This is a genomic window from Pseudomonas sp. 1152_12, assembly GCF_052850675.1.
Map to the genome: position 1 here is coordinate 1 of NZ_VXCW01000029.1, position 16609 is coordinate 16609.

Here is a 16609-nt window from a genome sequence, read left to right on the forward strand (position 1 = left end):
CGCATACCGCGTGTCCATCTGCGAAAAACTGGCCCAATGCCGAACACAGCGCGCCGCCTTACCAGCCCGTTCCCACTCCCAAAAGAAACTCGCCCCACCGGCCAGCTGCCGCTCAAGGATGACGTGCTGATCGTCGTACCGATAAGCCTCACGTTCGCCTACAGCATTGGTCGCTGAAACCAGTCGTCCCGTCTCGTCGTAGGCGTAGGAAACGACGTTCTGCTCAGTCACCCAAACATACGGCTCACGCCCTTTGGCGCGATGAACCTGATAGTCCACCGCCACAATGCGGCCCAGTTCGTAGCGCAAAAACAAACAACGGCCTACACCGTTATCCAGCCGCTCAATCCGACCGGAGCGATCACGAGAAATCCGCAGCCGGTTGTCATACGCATCGCTGATCGCTGTCAGCACACCGTCGCGAAAGTGATAAAACCGTGACGCCTGGGCCAGCACCAACTCATCAGGCAGCGACCCCAAGTAAATCGCCGCTTCGGCCAAGCTATTGGTGATAGCCGGCCGTGAGGCGCTAGGCAACGGAAACTCAGTACTGCGGTTCTCATGATCCGTCCAAACCACCGAATCACCCGTCACCACCAACCGCTGCGCCAGCGAGTGACTCCAACCAAACCCCAACCCACAATCCACTTCCACCGCGCTGGTGCGGTACAAGCGCGTCCACTCAAACGGCAAAATCCCGTCCAGCACTCCATCGCTGAGCGTCAGCAACTCCTCGCCAGTCACCATCGAAACAGGGCAGCCATTAGTGGCAGTTTTATCCGCAGGCGCCGCCGCATCGCCCTGCGGATTCTTCGCCGAGGCAGACGCATCATCCACATGCTCTTTGTGTTTCAACACTGCGTTCTGCCGCGCCCGCCAGCGCATCTGCATCGTGCCTTGCTTCAGCCCGCCGACCACGCCGCGAACCGCCACGGCCTTATAGCGATCCACCGCCTGCATGAACTTAGTCAGAATCGCCAGCAGGCTCCTGACAAAGCCAACCGCCGCCTCAAGAATCTGCGCGCCATACTTCACCAACCGCAAGCTCAGATACGCCACACCCGCTGCTGGCAGTGCGATCATCAACACTGCGCCAATCACCAGGTCGATCAGCAGCGACACCACAAACCCCGCCGCCGTCTCGGCGATCTCGCCAGGCGGCAGTGCATCCAGCCACAGCATCGCCGTGCGCATCATCAGGTACAGCGCGGCCTTATCGCTGGCGAGCAACATGGCCTTTTCCATAACCTTGGGTGCATCGGTGGCCAGCTGCGCCAACTTGGCGGCCTCGCTGCCGAGTTGTTCGACGTACTTCAGCGGGTCTTCAAGAATCGCCTGCACCAGCTGGATGCTGTCCCACACGTCGCGGATCGCCGCCCAGCTGCCGGCCAGTAAGCCGCTGCCAATCGCGCTGGCGGTCGATTGCTGCCAATAGGGTTTGGAGTTGTTCCATTGCTCGCGCAGCCATTGCTCAAGGTCCGCCGTCAGCCCGGCGTAGGACGCAAACAACGCGTCCACCTGTTGAGTCGACGTGCCGCCCTGCACCCGCACCTGATACCGCCCGCCAGCCACGCAGGTATGCGAGCCTTTGCCGTGCTCATCGAGCATGACAACGGTGGAACTGCCGTCCTCCAGCCGAATCACCTCAACCGGAATGCCACCGATCGGCACGTCGTACACCGACTCGAACAGGCTCTCGATCTTCAGCTCGCCGCCCAGCGGGCACATGACGACGGAGCCCAGAACATCCGGGTCGGCCATGCTGGCGGTGGTCTGTGAAGCCCCCACCCGCAACACTCGATTCATCCCCAGTAACGACGGCATATCCGTTGCGTGGCTGACCGAATCCAGCGCCCGCGCATACCAGGCCCCCATCTGCTGGCGATACTCGGCCAGGCTGTGATGGAAGCCGTTGAGTTCATGTTCGATAAAGGCAATGTGGGCGGCGTTGGTCATCCGTGACGTCTCGGCAAAATGGCAAGGCGTCGGAGCATGCCGCAGGAAAAAGCGCCTGGATGAGCGGCTGGTAAAATCAGAAAGGGACGACTTTAAACGGGTAAAAACCGCGAAGAACTAGCCAGGTGACCTACATGAAAAAGCGATCCAACTGATTGCGCAAAAACGCGGCAAATAAAAACCGCTCTCATTCTTGCCCGATTTGCGCACATGGCCGTCATGGTTAATAGAACCTCTATTACGCAGGATTTCCCATGTCGCGCCTTGCTCGTCCCTTGCATCCACTGGCCCTGTCAGTGGCGTTTGCCTTTGCCGTCGTGCCACTGCTGACGGTCCAGTCTTCCTTCGCGGAAGAAAGCAGCAGCGCGTTGCGGCGTTTCTCGATTTCCGCCGGCGACCTCAGCCAAGCGCTCAATAGCCTGGCCGAGCAGGCCGGCTTGGTACTGGCATTTGATGCAAGCTTGACGCGTGGCAAGCACAGCAGCGGCTTGAGCGGGCAATACGACACCGACGTGGCGCTCACCCAATTGCTCGCCGGCAGCGGCTTGCAGGCGTTGAAAATTTCTGCCGACCGCTACCGCCTCGAAGCTATCCCGGACAGCGGCGGCGCCATGGAGCTGCAGGCCACCACGATCAGCGGCGCATACCAGAACGAAAGCCCTACCGGGCCGGTGGTCGGCTATGTGGCTACCCGCAGCCTGTCGGGCACCAAGACCGACACCGCGCTGATCGAAACCCCGCAGTCGATCTCCGTGGTCACCAAGGACCAGATGCGCGCGCAGAACGCCGAAAGCCTCAACCAGATCCTGCGCTACAGCGCCGCCGTGGTCCCGGAAACCCGTGGTGCCACGGCTTCGCGTCTCGACCAGTTGACCATCCGTGGCTTTGCACCCGCCACTTACCTCGATGGCCTGCGCATGCCGTCGAGCCGTGATGCTTTGCCGCAAAAAGATGCGTTTGACCTTGAGCGCGTCGAAGTGCTGCGCGGTCCGGCGTCGGTGTTGTACGGGCAGGGCACGCCGAGCGGGGTGATCAACATGGTCACCAAGCGCCCGCTGGACACGGCGTTTCATGAAGTCGGCGTCGAGTACGGCACCTTCAACAAGAAGCGCACCACCTTCGACCTCAGCGGCCCGATTGACGATCAGGGCGTGTATGCCTACAGAGTGGCGGGGCTCTTCGATGACGCCGATGGCCAGGTTGAACACACCGAGACCCGTCGCCAGTCGCTGTCCAGCGCCTTTACCTGGCGCCCGGACGATGCGACTTCGCTGACGCTGCTTGGGCATTTTCAGAAAGATCCCAAGGGCGCGTCCTACGGCTCAGTGCCGGCCTGGGGCTCGGTGTTGCGCAGCCCCACCGGGCGCAAGATCGACGTGGATTACTACGACGGCGAGAAAAACTTCGAGAAAAGCGACCGCGAGTATTACTCCCTCGGCTACGCCTTCGAACACCGCTTCAACGATGTCTGGACCGTGCGCCAGAATGCGCGTTACCTGCGCGCCGAAGGCGTTTATCGCAGCATTTACAACAGTAACCTGCAGGCCGATTACCGCACCTCCATGCGGTCGACCATCGCCACCGATGTCGACATGGGGGCCTACACCCTCGACAACCAGGTGCAGGCCAAATTCGACACCGGGCCGCTCCAGCACACGCTGTTGATCGGCCTCGACTACCAGAACACCCGCACCGACACCAAGGCGGGTTACGGCAAGGGGCCGAACCTGGACATCTTCGACCCGGTGTACGGCGCGCCTGTGGTCACACCGGCATTCGCCACCGACGCCACGTCTCGCAGCGATCAGACCGGGACGTATCTGCAAGAACAAATGAAGTGGGACCAATGGGTGCTGTTGCTCGGCGGGCGCTATGACTGGGCCAGCACCGACAGCACCACCAAAACCATCAGCTCCGGCGCCAAGAGCAAGTCGTCCCTGGACAGCAAGGCGTTCACCGGCCGCGTTGGTGTGGTCTATCTGTTCGATAACGGCCTGGCGCCCTATGTCAGCTACGCCGAGTCGTTCAACCCGCAATCGGGCACGGGTTACGGCGGTGCGGTGTTCAAGCCGACCGAAGGCAAGCAGTATGAAGTCGGCATCAAGTACCAGCCACCGGGCAGCAACAGCTTTATCACCGCGGCGGTTTTCGACCTGCGCCAGAGCAACGTGCCGACCATGGACCCGGACCCAAGCCATCTGTGTGGTAATGGCCGTTGCAGCGTCCAGGACGGCGAACAACAGTCGCGCGGTGTTGAACTGGAAGGCAAGGCCAGCCTTAACGATAACCTGGACATCACCGCGGCCTATGCTTACTTGGATAACCGCGCGAGCAAGTCCAACAGCACCGTGCAATACGCGCCGCTCGCCGATAAAGGCATAGGCTCGGCGATTCCCGTTGAAGGCACCACCACCTACGGCGTGCCGCGTCACACCGCCTCGGCGTGGGCCGACTACACCTTCCATGACGGCCGACTCAAGGGCTTCGGCGTCGGTGCAGGCGCGCGTTATGTCGGTTCGTCCTGGGGGGATACCGCCAACACGCTGAAAGTGCCGGGCTACACCTTGATGGATGCGGCGCTGCACTACGACATCCCGAACATCGCCAACCCCAAGGACAACCTGCGCCTGGCGTTGAACGCGACAAACCTGGCGAACAAGGAATATGTGGCGTCTTGCTACTCCTATTCGTGGTGCTGGTATGGCTCGCAGCGCACCGTGCAGGCGAGTGCGACCTACCAGTGGTAACTGTCGGCGTTTAAGCTGATAAGGCAATTTAATGGCCCCTCTGTAACAAAATTCTCGCCAGAATCACTTTTATTTTCAGGTGGTTAGGTGGGAATGCAAATGCGCACTGTTGGAATCATGCTGATCGCCTGCTCCATGGCGGGCGGCGCAGCTGCCGTGCAGGCACGGGAGCTGCGCGACGGTGACAAGTACATGTGCAGTTGGGGCGCCGGCACCGCCGCCAGAGCCCAGGAACTCAAGCTGTCGGGCGTGTCGCTGTATGCCGCGCGACAGAAGATCCAGACCATCAAGTTCAGCAAGTCGTGGATGCGCATGATGGCCATGGGCATTACCGAGCAGACCTATGACAGCCGTTCGCGGCTCAAGCCTGAGGCGATTCGCCGAAGCTTTTATCAAGATTGCGTGCGCTATAAGGTGGCGCGTAAATAATCGGTAAGCGTGTTACACCGGCCAGTGCAAAAACTGCGTCAGCCTGTCCAACTTTGCTGCGGCGCGCCTCGCCATACTGGCGCCAGGTTAACCAAGAGGCGCAGGCCATGACTGATTACGTATTCACCCCCGAGCAAACGCCATCCCTGGCCATCCAGGGCGGCGCGGCGCGTTTTCCGCTGCGCCGGGTGTTTTGCGTGGGCCGTAACTACAGCGAACACGCCCGCGAGATGGGGCATGACCCGGATCGCGAACCGCCTTTTTTCTTCATGAAGCCCGCGGATGCGGTGGTGCCGGCCGAAGGTGTGATCGCCTATCCACCGCTGACCGCAGACCTGCACCATGAAGTGGAATTGGTGGTGGCCATTGGCAAGGGCTGCGTGGACATCAGCGCTGAAGACGCGTTTTCCCACATCTGGGGTTACGGCGTCGGCATCGACCTGACCCGCCGCGACCTGCAAGCCCAGGCGAAAAAGCTCTCGCGCCCGTGGGAATGGGCCAAGGCCTTTGATGAGTCGGCGCCCAGCACGGCCTTGCAGCCGGTGAGTGTGATAGGGCACCCGGCCAGCGGCAAAATCTGGTTGAAGGTCAATGGTGAACAACGCCAAGTCGGCGACCTGGCTGACCAGATCTGGTCCGTCAGCGAAGTCATCAGCCACGCCTCCAAATCCGTGGCGCTCAAGGCCGGCGACCTGATCTTCACCGGCACACCCGCAGGCGTCGGTGTATTGCAACCGGGGGATGTGGTCACGGCCGGCATCGACGGCATCGGCGAGCTGAGCTTCACCCTCGGCCAAGGTTGAGGCTAAAGTGGTGCCCAGGCCACCCGAGAGACCGTTATGCCAGGCACCCGCGTCACCACCTACGGCATGGAACAACGCAGCGACCGCCCCGACTTCTATATCCGCGACAAGCGCGGGCGGGCGGCGCTGACCAGCCCGCATCGACATGAGTACTTCCAGATCCAGATCAACCTGGGCGGCGATACCGTGCAGCATATTGGCGGCGCGGTGCGGCCATTTCCGCACAAGGCCCTGGCGTTTATCCTGCCCCATCGCCTGCACGTGATTCCCCATCCTGAAGACGGCGAGTTCATGCTGATCAACTTCAGCCAGGCGTTTTTCCTGCCGCAGCTGACCTGCGACCCGCTGGACCTGGAAGACATTCCCATTGGCCAGGCGCCGGAGCTGTCACCGTTTCGCTTTCAGGAGCAGCTGGATTTCATCCTCGACGACGCCGCCTTCGACGAAGTGAACACCTGGCTCACGCACATGCGTGCCTTGGACGCTCATCGCACCTTCGGCGCGCGCGAGCGGTTAAAAGGCTACGTGTTCCAACTGATCGGCCTGGTCTGCGAGCAGTACGCCGAACCCCTGCAGGCGTTTGCTGCCAACAACGCGACCCGGCGCGGGCGCAAGGATGCCCTGGCGCGTGTGCAGCGCTATATCCGCGAGCATCTGCACGAGCCGACCCTCAATCTGACGGAGGCCGCCGCTGCTGCTTTCCTGTCGCCCAACTACCTCACCCATCTGTTGCGCAAGGAGACCGGCAAACCGTTCTCCCAGTGGGTACTGGATCGCCGCATGCAATTGGCGCGCACTTTGTTGCTCAACAGTGCGCAGATGATCGGGGTTATCGCCCAGCGCTGCGGGTATACCGATGAGGGGTACTTTTCTCGTTGTTTCCGCAAGGCCCATGGCCTGGCGCCGGGTCAGTTTCGTCGTCAGCAACAGGCGCAGCCCCTGTAGGCGCGGTGTTTTACAAATCCACCACAAACCTTATGTTTCTATGTGCATACAATTGCACCCTTCAACAGGAGGCCTGTATGCAAACGCTGATACGCGTGGCGACACTGGACGATATCGACACGCTCTTCGCTATCCGCACCTCGGTGGTGCAAAACCACCTGAGCCGTGAACAGATGAGCGACTTGGGGATTACTCCACAGGTGCTGGCGGACAGCATTCGTGAAGCGCCATGTGTGTGGATCGCCGAAGTGGAAGGCCAGCCTGCCGCCTTTTCCATGGTCGACCTGGCCGCAGGCGAGGTGTTTGCGATGTTCGTACAGCCCGGCTTCGAAGGCCGTGGCCTGGGCCGTCGCTTGATGGCGGTGGCGGAAGCCGCCTTGTTTGAGCGCCACCACACGCTGTATCTGGTCACGGATGGGCGGGACGAAATCCGCGCCAACGGTTTTTACCAACGGCTGGGCTGGTCGAAGGTTGACCGCGTCAAAGGTGACGACGTCCGTTATGAGAAGAGCAGGGCGTCTTAGTGCCATGAACCCATCAGAGGCCCCCGTAACAGACAGCTTTCGTTACTTTGCGATCGGGGTCGTGTGTGTGGCGGTGCTGCTGGGTGGTTATTTCGTGCACTTCAATGCCCAGGTCGATCGCGAACGGGCAGAGGCGGTCGAGCGCATGGCCCTTTGCCGCAAATTGGAACGTATGACCCGTGCGGCGTCATCAATCAGTGTTGAACTTCGCGATACCTGTCAGCCATTAAACGGGGCGGCACCAAAGAGTGTCGCGCCTTAGTCGTAAATAACCATTTTTAATACAAGGAAATATACGCGTAACTTGCACCAAAAAGTGGCACTTATTCGCCCGTCAGCCTTAAAAAATGTGTGGTTATTGAATGACTTACGACGCTTTTAATCCGACGAAAGGATTAAAATAATCTTGTTACGGCTTTGGCCAATCGGTACTATAGCCCGGCGTTCACCTCCCACGGTTTATGCATTTTTAAATCCCAAGTTTCCATCAGCTACTTGGGATTTTTTTTGCCTGGCATTTGACCTCGGCGTCAAACTTCACTGTCGGCAAACTCCGCGCGCATACGGCCATTACGTTTGGCCTGGTACAGCAACTTATCGACCGACTCGACAAACTCCAGCATGTTGCTAGTGGGCGTAACGACCTGCGTACCGACCCCCAGGCTCAGGGTCAGCAGGTTTGAAACCGCTGAAAAACCATGCTCGATTTGCTGTTGGCAAATCAGATGCAGGCAGCGCCGAGCCACCTGCCGTGCCGACGCCGCATCCGTCTCCGGCAGCAACCACACAAACTCCTCGCCGCCGATTCGCGCAATGAAATCCCGTGGTCGGTTGGCCGCCAGCGACAAGGTGCGCGCCACCTGGCGCAGGGCTTCGTCGCCCTTGATATGGCCGTAGTGGTCGTTGTACTGCTTGAAAAAATCGATATCGAGGATGATCAACGACAGCGGCAACTGGCTGCGCTGGGCGCTGGCCCATTCGCGCTCCAGCACGGTGTCGAACATGCGCCGGTTGGCGATGCCGGTGAGGCCGTCCTGGAAGGAATATTCCTCCAGCTGTTTCTGCAGGCGGATCAGGTGTTCCTCGGTCTTCTTGCGCTCGCTGATATCGAACATGAAGCCGATCAACGCTTCAACTTCATCGCCCTTGCGCACCACATGCACCACGTCGCGGATCCACACATAGTCGCCGTTCACCGTGAGCGCACGGTAATCGGCCTCGTGATCGACCCCCGCGCGCGATTGCGACACGCAGAAGTTCACCACGTATTCACGGTCGTCCGGGTGCATGCGTTCGACCCAGTCGTCTACGCTCACCCAACTTTGCGGAGACCAGCCCAGCAGCGCTTCGATCTGCGGGCCGATATAGCTGAAGGTCATGGTCTGCCAGTCGATGCGCCAGGGGATGGCCTTGGTCGACTCTAGCAGCGTTTTGTATACGTCACTGTCGGGCGAACTCGGTGGAGTGAGGCTCATGGCGGGCTGCTCAGGATGATGGCAAAGAGCCAAGAGCGTCTTTTGAACGACGACCGGAGTCAAGCCTTCAGCACGGCAGCAGACGAGAGGTCGCGTGCTGGGTTTTTGGCGCCAGCACGCCAGCGTTTACACGGCAAAATGCGGCACAAGTATCACTTTTGAATTAATTGTTCAGCAGCGAGCAAAAGCTTATCTATGCTGGATGCATTACACCTACAGGGTCGAAGCCAGGGACGGGGGCTTATCATGATTCCGATCACCGAACTCAACCGCATCATGGCCTCAGGTTTCCTGCCGCTGTCGTGTGACTGCAGCCTGAACAGCGACGGCTCGCTGCGTATCACCGTGTTCGAGCCGTCCTCCGGGCGTATCGACCTGTTGCTGACTCGGGTATCACCTCAGGGCCTGGACAGCGTCCGTTCCATCGCCAACCTGATTGGCGAATTGCGCACCGAGATCAAGGCCGGGCGTCGTGGTTTTGCTGCAATGGGCTAGCTGTTGACGGTGGCTGTTGGGGCTGCGACTGCGCCGTAGTAGCGCCAGCAGCAATGCCGGTGTTCCGGCACGATCACACAGCCGCTGAGGCTGACGATCAACAAGGCGGCAACAAGCATGGATAGGCAACGGGTCATGATTTTTCCTCATTGTGTGTACGGCGTTACTGCTTGAACGTCGCCACCTGAGTAAACCCGTCGCAGTCCTTTCATACATTTCATCATGCGCCGTCATCCCCTGAGTGATACTCGCCTCAATCACTGCCGAGCAAAAAACCGCCTTGCTCGCGACGGATTTTTCCTACCACGCCGGCCGAAGCGGTGGTCAACCAGCATGGTTTGCGCCAGGCGATGATTAAGTTGCCGGCGGAGCGGCGTAAGGAGTTGCGCCAGAACCGGGCTGACAGCCAGCCGTTGATCATGGCGGGGCGTGAGGCGCGACTGGGTGTGATCAAGCAACTGGAAGCGCCGACGTTGGACCGCCAAGTGCTGGTGACGGAGCGGTCTTCGGGACTGAAGCGATCCAATGTGGGAGCCGTCGAGTGTTAGCGAGGCCGCGAAGGCTGCTTTACAGTCGGCCCGGGTGCCGGATTGGACGGGGTACATATCCGTTTCTGCGGTAACGGCGGCTAATGGTTTCGCTTTTACAGCGGCGTTCGTCAAATCCTTTGTCGAACGGCAGAAAGCAAATGGTGGGGGAGGCGAGGCGGGCAGAGCGCGCAATTAAAGGCGACGTAGGAACGACTTGACGATGTGCCGGGTGGCGTCGGTGGTGTCCAGTTCGTCCAGGGCGCCATAGGCGTGCCACCGGCAAGCGACGATCTCGTTGCGCGGCCGCGCGTCGGCGATGTTTACCACTGAGGCTTCGAACACATGGTGCACAGTGTCGCGGGCCTTGAGTTCCTGCAAGTACAGCAAGCCGTCTACGTTCAGCCCGGTTTCTTCTTCCAGTTCGCGCTCGACCTTGCCGCCGGGCAATGCCCATTTGGATCTGGCCTTGCGCACGAAGAGGATATGCCCCTCGTGTTCGCAAATGACCGTGGCCCGTATTTTCATCGTGTGTGCCCCCGCAGCGGGATGAGTGTCATAAAAGTGTAAAGCAAATGTCATGCTAAGTGCTTATGGCGCACCGGGTTGGGGATGTGGATACTGACCGATTGATGAAAACGGACGAGGACAACAGATGACGACCGTACGTTGGGGCATGATCGGGTGTGGCAATGTCACTGAAGTGAAGAGTGGACCCGCTTTCTATAAAGCGCCAGGTTCGGCCCTGGTGGCCGTGATGGGGCGCCGCGAGGAGGCGGTGCGCGATTATGCGGCACGCCACGGCATCGCGCGTTTCTATACCGACGCCCAGGCACTGATCGACGACCCCGAAGTGGACGCGGTGTACATCGCCACGCCGCCCGACAGCCACCTCGAGTACAGCCTGATGGTGGCGGCGGCCGGCAAGCATTGCTGTGTCGAGAAACCCATGGCCCTTAACGCCGAACAAAGCGCGTTGATGCAGCGCACCTTCGAGCGCGCGGGGTTGCACCTGTTTGTGTCCTACTACCGCCGCTCGTTGCCGCGTTTTCAACAAGTGCGCGATTGGCTGCAGGGTGGCCGCATTGGTGAGTTGCGCCAAGTGATCTGGACGTTTACCAAGCCGCCAGCCGCCGCAGATACCAGCGCCGCCAATTGGCGCACCGACCCGGCCATTGCCGGTGGCGGCTACTTTGCCGACCTGGCCAGCCACGGGCTTGATCTGTTCCAGTTCCTGGCTGGCGATATCGTCGAAGTCACCGGCTTCACCGCGCGACAAGCCGGGCAGTATGCGGCTGAAGATGCGGTTACGGCCTGCTGGACCTTCGGTTCAGGCGCGCTGGGCATGGGCTGCTGGAACTTTGTTGCGGATCGCCGCGAAGACCGCGTTGAGCTGATCGGCAGCCGTGGCCGCATCAGCTTTGCGGTGTTCGAAAACCAGCCGTTGCGCCTTGAGGGCGAGGTTAACGAAGTGCTCCAAGTGCCGCACCATGAGCATATCCAGTGGCATCATGTGCTGGCCATGAACGCGCACATTCGTGGCGAAGCCGAGCATCCTTCACTGGCGATCGAAGCGCTGAAGACCGATCGGATTCTAGACAAGGTGTTACAGCGAAATCCTAACCGCCCCGAGTAATTTTCCACCCGCGTTTGTTGTTTTGGCCGCTATCGTTTACGGGCGCTGTTCTCAACAATAGCGGCTGACTTTTTTCAAGGAATAAAGGGATGAATTACAAAGCAACATGGATGGCAATCTGCCTGGTGCTGGCGAGTATGGTGACGCAAGCGGCGCCACGGGAACAGCGGCCAGCAGGGGATTTTGATTTTTACGTGCTGTCGTTGTCGTGGTCGCCGACCTTTTGCCTGACGCACCCCGGCAACGAGCAGTGCACCGGCAAAGGTTACGGGTTTGTGCTGCATGGGCTATGGCCGCAATACGCCAAAGGCGGCTGGCCGGCGTCGTGTGATGCGCAATCGCGGCTGTCGGCAGAGGACCTGGCCAAAGGCGCGTTGATATTTCCCACCCAGGCCTTGCTCAAGCATGAATGGGCCAAGCACGGTACGTGCAGTGGGCTGGACGCTTCGGGCTACCTGGAGGCGACCGATAAAGCCTTGGCAGCGGTGCAGATTCCGCAGCAATTGCAGCCGTTCAACGTACCGAATTACCTGGAGGCACGGGAAATTACTGCATTGTTTCGCGAGAGTAACCCGGCCATGGGCAACCATGGCATGGCGGTGATTTGCAAGGGGAGGGTGTTTTCCGAAGTGCGCGTGTGCCTGAGCAAGGAATTGCGCTTTGCGGGTTGCCCCGCGAGTGTGAAGAGCCAGTGCCGAGGCGGGGATATCCGCATTCCGGTGCAGCGTTGATCACCTGCCTGAGTGCAATGCGATGGCTGTAGGCGCCGTCGCACTCGACGCCCCGGCGCGGTCCGCGAGGTAACGCGCCGGTGGCTGGCCTACCGCTTTGCGGAACATGGTGATAAAGCCGCTGGCGTTCTCATAACCGAGGTCCAGCGCCACGCGCTGTACGCTGTCACCCTTAGCCAGGCGTTGCAGTGACAGAATTACATGCAACTGGCGGCGCCAGCGGCCGAAACTCAACCCCAGTTCCTCTAACAGCAAGCGCGTCATGCTGCGTTCACTCATGCCGATGCGTACGGCCCATTGGCTGAGGGTGGCTTTGTCACTGGGGTTGGCCAGCAGGCCTTCAGCCAGGCGTCGCAACCTCGGATCCTGAGGCATGGGCAGGTGCAGGGCTTCGACCGGGGCTCCGGCCAGCTCATCCAGCAGCGTGTTGATCAAACGCCCCTGGGCACCGTTTTCGTCGTACAGCTGCGGGTAGCTCACCGCCTTGCTGATCAGTTCATGCAACAGGCTCGACACGGCCAGGGTGCAGCATTGCGCGGGCAGGGCGCCAGCAGCGTCCGGATCGATCAACAAACAATACACCTGGGCCTCACCGGACCCCCGAGCAGCATGCGCCAGGCCACCGGGAATCCACAGCGCGCACTGGGGCGGCACGATCCAGATACCCGCCTCAATCTGACAGTGAATCACCCCGCGCAGGGTGTACATCAGCTGACCCTTGCGATGGGAGTGCGGCGTGTGTTCCCAGCTCTCGCTGGTGCTAGTGGCACTTACGGCCACCACCGCACGCGGGAACACATCGGCATCCTTGGACATCGAGGGGTGATGCAGATCGAGGCGGTGATGCTTCATGGGGGCGTCGCAGCTTGGCTGAGTTGCGAAGTATTCTGGCTATTTTGTGCAATGTAGTCCATAGACGGTAGCTCTATAGTGAGATCTACTCTCATTTAGGAAGCCTGCCATGCGACTCGACAGCACAACATTTCCCGTGGTGAAAATCGTGTTTGACGCCCCCAACGAAGGCGGCCCGGACGACACCTTCGTGGTATTCGAAAGCCTTTTGGCACGTAAGCAATCGTTCGTGCTGCTGCACGAAAAAGCCGTAGACGAAAACAACCACGAGCACTCCCATGAGGAGCGCAAACAAGCCTCAATCTGGATGAAGAAAAACAAACCGGCACTGCGCGCCTATGTCAAAGGCATGATCCAGGTCGAGCCCAGCGCCGCCCAACGCCTGGCCCTCAAACCGTTTGCCGTGATGTTCGGCAAAGCCTGGGGCTACCCACTGCTGGTGGTGGAATCCAAGGACCAGGCGTGGGCGCTGGCGCGGGATGTGCTGGATGAGCAGGTATCCGATGTGGCGCACTTCTAAGCGGCGCCGCAAACACCTTGTGGGCGCTGGCTTGCCTGCGATAGCGGTGGTTCAGCCACAAGGATGTCAGCTGACACGGCCTCATCGCAGGCAAGCCAGCTTCCACATGGAATAAAGGGTGCGACTCAATCCACGCGTCAGTTTGATGCAAAAGTCCTCATGGAGTCAGCGCAGCGGTGCAGTGTACGGGCTATTGGACTACTTTGATTGACGAGCGATCCTCACCCGGAACTGACCCATGCAGACCTTATGGAAACGCTATTTAGCCTTGCTGGAAAACGACCTGAGCACGCAGATTTTCGACAACGTGAAAAACCTGCTGGTGTGCGCGCTGCTGTTTGCGGCGGGGACCAATACGTTGCTCGGGCAGCGTGAACTGTTTATCGGTGTGTTCGCCTCCAGCGTGGCGGGCTGGGGCCTGATTATTCTGTCGGCCGTGTTGGTGGTATTGAACGTCAGCGACGGCATTCGCCGGCTGGCCAAGCTGCGTTATCACTTGGCGCTGCAACTGTTGTTGATCCTGGTTTACCTGGTGATTGCCGAGCGGGTGGTAGAGATAGTCTGGGGCTTTCGGGCGCATTGAAGTATCCTCCGCGCCCCGCTATCAATGATTCAAAGAAACAATGACCGGACAAGATATGCAGGCCCTGCTGGACTCGATCCTCGACGAAGTTCGTCCACTGATCGGCCAGGGCAAAGTCGCCGACTACATCCCCGCGCTGGCCGACGTGCCCGCTAACCAACTCGGTATCGCCGTGTACGGCAACGACGGCTCGGCCTACTGCGCCGGGGATGCCGATACCCTGTTCTCGGTGCAGAGCATTTCCAAGGTGTTCAGCCTGGTGCAGGCCATCGACCACGGCGGCGAGACCATCTGGGAGCGCCTGGGCCACGAGCCTTCGGGGCAACCGTTCAACTCCATGGTGCAGCTGGAATTCGAACGCGGCCGCCCGCGCAACCCCTTCATCAATGCTGGCGCACTGGTGATCTGCGACATCAACCAATCACGCTTTGCCGTGCCGATCCTGTCGATGCGCGACTTTGTGCGGCGCCTGTCGGGCAACCCGCACATTCTGGTCAACAGCGTCGTCGCCGACTCCGAAGCCCAGCACGGCGCACGCAACGCGGCCATGGCTTACCTGATGAAGGCCTTCGGCAATTTTCATAATGACGTGGACGCCGTGCTGCACAGCTACTTCAACTACTGCGCGCTGCAGATGAGCTGCCTGGACCTGGCCCGCGCCTTCAGCTTCCTCGCCAACGAGGGCGTGAGCGCCCACAGCGGCGAACAGATCCTGACCGCGCGCCAGACCAAGCAAGTCAACTCGATCATGGCCACCAGTGGGCTGTATGACGAGGCGGGCAACTTTGCTTATCGCGTCGGGTTGCCGGGCAAAAGCGGAGTAGGCGGCGGGATTGTCGCGGTGGTGCCGGGGCAGTTTACGGTGTGCGTGTGGTCGCCGGAGCTGAATGCGGCGGGGAACTCGCTGGCGGGGATGAAGGCGTTGGAGTTGTTGAGTGAGCGGATTGGGTGGTCGGTGTTTTGAGGGGCTGGGGGTTTACGGCGGTGGCCGTAAATCCCCATTTATGCCTAAGCTTTGCGCGGCTTCACGAACAGATCGAGCATCAAGAACAACGCCCCGGCAGTAATCGCGATATCGGCAATATTGAACACGCCGGTATGCGTCGGCCCCACGTTCAGCACCATGTAATCAACAACATGGCCGTCCCGAAATACCCGGTCGATCAGGTTGCCGATACCGCCCAAGGCGATCGCATAAAGCGGCAGGACCTTGCGAAGCGGCTGGCTCCAGTTGGACAGCGACCACCCCGTTGCCCACGCAACCACGATGGCCACACCGACGATAAAAATCAGTTGTTTGACCTGCGGCGGCAACGCCGCGCCCAGGCTGAGGAAGGCGCCGGGGTTAAGGCTCAGTTCCAGCACCAGGTTGATAGGGTTGGAGCCGAGTTTGAAACTGTTGGTTGGTAGTGAAACCAGGGCCAGCAGTTTGACTAGTTGGTCGACGGCAATAAAGGCGAGGCCGGCGAGGAGGGCGAAGGTGCGGCCTCGCAGTAGGGGCGACGTGCTCAAGCGGTAACTTCCTGTTCCGGGCTTTCGATAGAGCGCCCGAAGATAGCTCAGGCGCTCTACCTCGTCCATCTCAAGCCGTCGGGTGGGCTACATTCAGTGCTTTGTCGACCAGCAGTTGCACACCTTCGAGCATTCGGCAGATGCCCAGCGCGACATTGCGTTGGGAACCGTCGATTTCGAAGGCCAGGTGGTTGGCAATGTCGCTGATGGACGCCAGGTCTTGTGATGCGTTGACCAGCAAGGTTTCGGTGCCCAGGTCGGCACGCACGGTGAAGAGGCCTTCGCTGGGTTCGGGAATGGGTTTGCCGGGGTTGAGATAGTGGTTGATCGCACGGTAGGCCACTTCGTGCAGGGTGCTGGTGTCGTAGTCTTGCTGGCCGGGGGGATTTGGGCTGTCTTTGATCATGGTGAAGCTCCTTTATAAATGGAGCTGCCACGGTTCGCGGTCAAACGAATTAGGGTGGCAGCTATACGCGGGTTGACCGACCGGCTAAAGAAGCAAATCCGGCATACCCGAAGGTATCCCGCGTACAGCTGCCGCGACACGATACATCAGGCGTAAGAAAACGCCCAGGATCGGTGTGGGTGCAGTTGCTCTTTAAAGTCGGACGGTCAAATCCGGCCGCTGAATTGGCAGCGACGGCACAGAGATTAGTCAGCCTACTTCCGACCGACAACCTGAAACCACTGTGGGAAATATCTGAACGCACGCGATCTCCTGTGGGAGCTGGCTTGCCTGATGTGGGAGGGGGCTTGCTCCCGATTGCGGTGGGTCAGTTACAGAATTTTCAACTGGCACACTGCAATCGGGAGCAAGCCCCCTCCCACATTTTTGGATACCCATTTACCCAAACAAAAAATGCGCCCCGTGGGG

At 59.9% G+C, this 16609-nt stretch carries 19 protein-coding genes and 1 pseudogene; 13 read left to right on the forward strand and 7 right to left on the reverse strand.

Annotated elements, in window-relative coordinates:
- A partial coding sequence (locus FW764_RS27615; RefSeq protein WP_446436652.1) for an RHS repeat domain-containing protein occupies nucleotides 1-1956 on the reverse strand: 1956 nt, incomplete at its 3' end.
- A 254-nt stretch (nucleotides 1957-2210) separates the two neighbouring features.
- Between FW764_RS27615 and FW764_RS27620 the strand changes: the two genes are divergently transcribed.
- The 6 genes from FW764_RS27620 (at nucleotide 2211) to FW764_RS27645 (ending at nucleotide 7666) form a co-directional block, all read left to right on the forward strand.
- Complete coding sequence (locus FW764_RS27620; RefSeq protein ID WP_446436653.1) at nucleotides 2211-4703, forward strand: TonB-dependent siderophore receptor; 2493 nt, start codon at nucleotides 2211-2213, stop codon at nucleotides 4701-4703.
- A 99-nt stretch (nucleotides 4704-4802) separates the two neighbouring features.
- Nucleotides 4803-5132: a hypothetical protein gene (locus FW764_RS27625; RefSeq protein ID WP_446436654.1), complete on the forward strand. Its 330-nt coding sequence runs from the start codon at nucleotides 4803-4805 to the stop codon at nucleotides 5130-5132.
- A gap of 107 nt (nucleotides 5133-5239) precedes the next feature.
- Nucleotides 5240-5935: a fumarylacetoacetate hydrolase family protein gene (locus FW764_RS27630; protein ID WP_446436655.1), complete on the forward strand. Its 696-nt coding sequence runs from the start codon at nucleotides 5240-5242 to the stop codon at nucleotides 5933-5935.
- Between the two features lie 36 nt (nucleotides 5936-5971).
- Nucleotides 5972-6880, forward strand: a complete 909-nt coding sequence (locus FW764_RS27635; RefSeq protein ID WP_446436656.1) for a helix-turn-helix transcriptional regulator — start codon at nucleotides 5972-5974, stop codon at nucleotides 6878-6880.
- A gap of 77 nt (nucleotides 6881-6957) precedes the next feature.
- Nucleotides 6958-7404, forward strand: coding sequence for a GNAT family N-acetyltransferase (locus tag FW764_RS27640; protein ID WP_446436657.1), 447 nt, complete (start codon nucleotides 6958-6960; stop codon nucleotides 7402-7404).
- 4 nt (nucleotides 7405-7408) lie between these two features.
- The gene (locus FW764_RS27645; RefSeq protein ID WP_446436658.1) at nucleotides 7409-7666 is read left to right on the forward strand and encodes a hypothetical protein; all 258 of its coding nucleotides are present in this window, start codon (nucleotides 7409-7411) and stop codon (nucleotides 7664-7666) included.
- A gap of 268 nt (nucleotides 7667-7934) precedes the next feature.
- On the opposite strand, the gene FW764_RS27650 is transcribed toward FW764_RS27645, so the two are convergent.
- Nucleotides 7935-8879 carry a diguanylate cyclase gene (locus tag FW764_RS27650; RefSeq protein WP_446436659.1) on the reverse strand — a complete coding sequence of 315 codons (945 nt, stop codon included), beginning with the start codon at nucleotides 8877-8879 and terminating at the stop codon, nucleotides 7935-7937.
- 246 nt (nucleotides 8880-9125) lie between these two features.
- Between FW764_RS27650 and FW764_RS27655 the strand changes: the two genes are divergently transcribed.
- Entirely contained in the window at nucleotides 9126-9374 is a 249-nt protein-coding gene (locus FW764_RS27655) for a DUF1652 domain-containing protein (RefSeq protein ID WP_446436660.1), read from the forward strand.
- Here FW764_RS27655 and FW764_RS27660 read toward each other — a convergent pair.
- Entirely contained in the window at nucleotides 9371-9511 is a 141-nt protein-coding gene (locus FW764_RS27660; RefSeq protein ID WP_446436661.1) for a hypothetical protein, read from the reverse strand. The genes FW764_RS27655 and FW764_RS27660 overlap by 4 nt on opposite strands.
- A 213-nt stretch (nucleotides 9512-9724) precedes the next feature.
- On the opposite strand from FW764_RS27660, the pseudogene FW764_RS27665 reads away from it, so the two are divergent.
- Nucleotides 9725-9874, forward strand: a pseudogene (locus tag FW764_RS27665) (periplasmic heavy metal sensor); the annotation flags it as partial.
- Nucleotides 9875-10096: 222 nt separating this feature from the next.
- Here the strand turns inward: FW764_RS27665 and FW764_RS27670 are convergent.
- The gene (locus FW764_RS27670) at nucleotides 10097-10429 is read right to left on the reverse strand and encodes an NUDIX hydrolase (RefSeq protein ID WP_446436662.1); all 333 of its coding nucleotides are present in this window, start codon (nucleotides 10427-10429) and stop codon (nucleotides 10097-10099) included.
- A gap of 127 nt (nucleotides 10430-10556) precedes the next feature.
- Between FW764_RS27670 and FW764_RS27675 the strand changes: the two genes are divergently transcribed.
- Nucleotides 10557-11537, forward strand: coding sequence for a Gfo/Idh/MocA family protein (locus FW764_RS27675; RefSeq protein WP_446436663.1), 981 nt, complete (start codon nucleotides 10557-10559; stop codon nucleotides 11535-11537).
- A gap of 89 nt (nucleotides 11538-11626) precedes the next feature.
- Entirely contained in the window at nucleotides 11627-12268 is a 642-nt protein-coding gene (locus tag FW764_RS27680; RefSeq protein WP_446436664.1) for a ribonuclease T2 family protein, read from the forward strand.
- Here FW764_RS27680 and FW764_RS27685 read toward each other — a convergent pair whose 3' ends face one another.
- The gene (locus FW764_RS27685; RefSeq protein WP_446436665.1) at nucleotides 12269-13120 is read right to left on the reverse strand and encodes an AraC family transcriptional regulator; all 852 of its coding nucleotides are present in this window, start codon (nucleotides 13118-13120) and stop codon (nucleotides 12269-12271) included.
- A 109-nt stretch (nucleotides 13121-13229) separates the two neighbouring features.
- Here FW764_RS27685 and FW764_RS27690 point away from each other — a divergent pair, with 109 nt between their 5' ends.
- From FW764_RS27690 to glsB, 3 genes are all read left to right on the forward strand, one after another.
- Nucleotides 13230-13640: a hypothetical protein gene (locus FW764_RS27690; protein WP_446436666.1), complete on the forward strand. Its 411-nt coding sequence runs from the start codon at nucleotides 13230-13232 to the stop codon at nucleotides 13638-13640.
- Nucleotides 13641-13878: 238 nt separating this feature from the next.
- Complete coding sequence (locus tag FW764_RS27695; protein ID WP_446436667.1) at nucleotides 13879-14223, forward strand: hypothetical protein; 345 nt, start codon at nucleotides 13879-13881, stop codon at nucleotides 14221-14223.
- 55 nt (nucleotides 14224-14278) lie between these two features.
- Nucleotides 14279-15187, forward strand: coding sequence for a glutaminase B (glsB, locus tag FW764_RS27700; RefSeq protein WP_446436670.1), 909 nt, complete (start codon nucleotides 14279-14281; stop codon nucleotides 15185-15187).
- A 44-nt stretch (nucleotides 15188-15231) separates the two neighbouring features.
- Here glsB and FW764_RS27705 read toward each other — a convergent pair whose 3' ends face one another.
- Together FW764_RS27705 and FW764_RS27710 are read right to left on the reverse strand one after the other, a co-directional pair.
- Nucleotides 15232-15735: a signal peptidase II gene (locus FW764_RS27705; protein WP_446436668.1), complete on the reverse strand. Its 504-nt coding sequence runs from the start codon at nucleotides 15733-15735 to the stop codon at nucleotides 15232-15234.
- A gap of 70 nt (nucleotides 15736-15805) precedes the next feature.
- Nucleotides 15806-16141, reverse strand: coding sequence for a DUF6124 family protein (locus FW764_RS27710; RefSeq protein ID WP_446436669.1), 336 nt, complete (start codon nucleotides 16139-16141; stop codon nucleotides 15806-15808).
- Between the last annotated feature and the right edge of the window lie 468 nt (nucleotides 16142-16609).